Source organism: Arthrobacter sp. Dra40, assembly GCF_059091905.1.
The window spans coordinates 1-2,886 of record NZ_JBNHHB010000394.1 but is presented as its reverse complement, the minus strand read 5'-3'; the positions used below and the strand labels follow the sequence as shown (position 1 = coordinate 2,886).

Annotated in this window: 2 protein-coding genes; both read left to right on the top strand. The window is 67.9% G+C overall.

Translation table 11 applies throughout. The features are described from left to right. The coding region (locus AC5RWT_RS36335) for an FAD-binding dehydrogenase (RefSeq protein WP_494084456.1) at positions 1–1,735 on the top strand (1,735 nt) is incomplete at its 5' end. Between the two features lie 228 nt (positions 1,736–1,963). Then, positions 1,964–2,587: an FMN reductase gene (locus tag AC5RWT_RS36330; RefSeq protein WP_494084455.1), complete on the top strand. Its 624-nt coding sequence runs from the start codon at positions 1,964–1,966 to the stop codon at positions 2,585–2,587. Positions 2,588–2,886: the final 299 nt, after the last annotated feature.

Below are 2,886 nucleotides of genomic sequence, written 5' to 3'. Positions count from 1 at the left end.
AGCCACTGCCGAACTGGCCGGGGCCGGCCGCCATGTACTGCTGGTCGAGCAGGAGTCGGAAGCAAATCTGGGCGGCCAGGCCTGGTGGAGCTTCGGCGGGCTGTTCCTGGTGGATACCCCGGAGCAGCGCCGGCTGGGAGTCAAAGATTCAGTGGAACTGGCCTGGCAGGACTGGCTCGGAACGGCTGGCTTCGACCGGCCGGAGGACTATTGGCCGCGCCGCTGGGCGGAGGCCTACGTGAACTTCGCCGCGGGGGAGAAGCGGGCATGGCTGCGCGAGCGCGGGCACCGGATTTTCCCGGTCGTCGGCTGGGCCGAACGCGGCGGCTACGACGCGAGCGGTCCGGGCAACTCGGTGCCGCGATTCCACATCACCTGGGGCACCGGCCCCGGCATCGTGGAACCGTTCGCGCGCCGGGTGCGGGAAGCCGCCGACGCCGGACTGGTTACGTTCGCGTTCCGCCACCGCGTGGATGGGCTGCTCACCCAGGACGGCGCTGTCACCGGGGTGCGCGGCAGCGTTTTGGAACCAACGACGGCGGGGCGCGGCCGTTCGTCCTCGCGCACCGTGGTGGGGGAGTTCGAACACCCGGCCGGCGCCGTCGTGGTTACCTCTGGCGGCATTGGAGCGGATCTGGAGGCAGTCCGGCGGAACTGGCCGCAGCGCCTGGGCACCCCGCCCCGGCATATGGTCGCCGGCGTTCCCGGATACGTGGACGGGCGGATGCTCGGCATCGCACAGGCCGCCGGCGGACGGGTGATCAATCCGGACCGGATGTGGCACTACGTGGAGGGCATTCGGAACTGGGACCCGGTCTGGGCCCGGCACGGGATTCGGATTCTGCCTGGTCCCAGCTCGCTCTGGCTGGACGCGACGGGCAAACGGCTGCCCGCGCCGCTGTTTCCCGGGTTCGACACTCTGGGCACGTTGGCGCATTTGCGCACCACCGGACACGATCACAGCTGGTTCATCCTGAACAAGAAAATCATCGAGAAGGAGTTCGCGCTCTCCGGCTCGGAGCAGAACCCGGATCTCACCGGTAAGTCGGTGCGGGAGGTGCTCAAGCGGGCGACGGCGGACGTGCCCGGACCGGTGCAGGCCTTCCTGGATCACGGCGTGGACTTTGTGCAGGCGGCCAGCGTGCCTGAGCTGGTGGCCAAAATGAATGAGCTGGTGCGGAACCATCCACTCGGCGCGCCGGATGCCAGCGGTAAGGCCGCAGACGAAGACAGCGGACCGTCCGAGCCGCCGGGGCCGGAGATGGCTGAGGTCCCCTTGCCCGCAGAGCCTGTACTGCCGGCCTTTGCCGACCTGGGGGACGGGCCGGTGCTGGACGTGGGGGCGGTCGAGGCCGAGATCCTGGCGCGCGACCGGGAGGTGGGCAACGCCTACGGCAAGGACGCGCAGGTGATGGCCATCCGTGCAGCCCGTCGATACCTCGGCGACAAGCTCATCCGCACCGTCAAGCCGCACCGGTTGCTGGACCCGGAGGCCGGGCCGCTGATCGCAGTGCGGCTATCGGTGCTGACCCGCAAAACGCTCGGCGGGCTGGAAACAGATCTGCAATCCCGCGTGCTGACCGGCTACGGCCAACCGGTGCCGGGGCTCTATGCGGCGGGGGAGGCCGCGGGGTTTGGCGGCGGCGGGATGCACGGCTACCGCTCGCTGGAAGGAACATTCCTGGGCGGTTGCCTGTTCAGCGGACGCGCCGCGGGCCGCTCCGCCGGCGCCTGACAGACAAGCGGGGCCCCGGTGGATGCCCCACCAGGGCGTGACCAGGTGGGATGCCGGCAAGGGGTGCTGCTGTGAAAGTGCCGATCCTGCCGCCCTTTGGGGCCCCAGCCTCTCAACGTCCGCATTTGGGGGCGCCCTGATTCCGTCGTCCTGTGCTGGAATAATCCCGGCGCAGCGTTGGTTGGTCCATGTAGATGCAATTGCATGAACGAATCAGGAGGAGTTCCAGTGTCACAACGCAAGATCGTCGTCATCTCCGCAGGACTCGGCGTACCGTCGTCCAGCAGGATGCTGGCGGACCAGCTGGCTGCGTCCACGGTGGACCAGTTCGGCCTCCAAGGTGTTGAAGCCGAGGTACGAATGGTGGAGCTGCGGGATTACGCCGTCGACATCGCCAACAACATGGTGACCGGCTACGCCGCCCCGAAGCTGGATGAAGTGCTCAAGGCAACGGTGGCTGCTGACGCGCTGATTGTGGTGACCCCTGTCTTTAGTGCCTCCTACAGCGGTCTGTTCAAGTCCTTCTTCGATGTGGTCGAACCGCGCGCGCTCGCCGGCAAGCCGGTCCTGATGGGGGCCACCGGCGGCAGTGCCAGGCATTCGCTGGCCCTGGACTACGCCATCCGTCCGCTGTTCAGCTACCTGCGGGCCCGCACGGTGCAGACCACCGTGTTTGCTGCGCCGGAAGACTGGGGCGCTGGCGAAACCGGTACCGGCGGACTGTCTGAGCGTTCAGACCGGGCGGCAGCAGAATTGGTCGACTTGGTGGAAGGTGCGCCGGTGACCGAGCGCGGCCGCGGCGGCGTTGAGTCCAAAAGCTTTGAGGAGATCCTCGCCAGCGTCGGCCACTGATAAACGCCAACGCCGCAGCAGGACAAATGCCCGGTCAGGGGATCGTCAGCGCCGCGCAGTAGCGGCGAGCAAGGTCCCCGGACCGGGCCTTTCTTGCTGCCACAGGCGGTTCGGGCTGCTGGCCTGGAACGTTGGAACTGTCGTCCTCAAACCGTTCGGGTTGCTGGCCGGGCTAGCGGCACCGGGCAACCTACTGCTGGAACGGCAGCCCCGGCCATTCTGAGGGGCCATGGCTTTGCGCTGGCGGTCTCAGCCAGTAGTTAACCGGAGAGGCACCGCCGTCGGCCGGGAGTACGGGC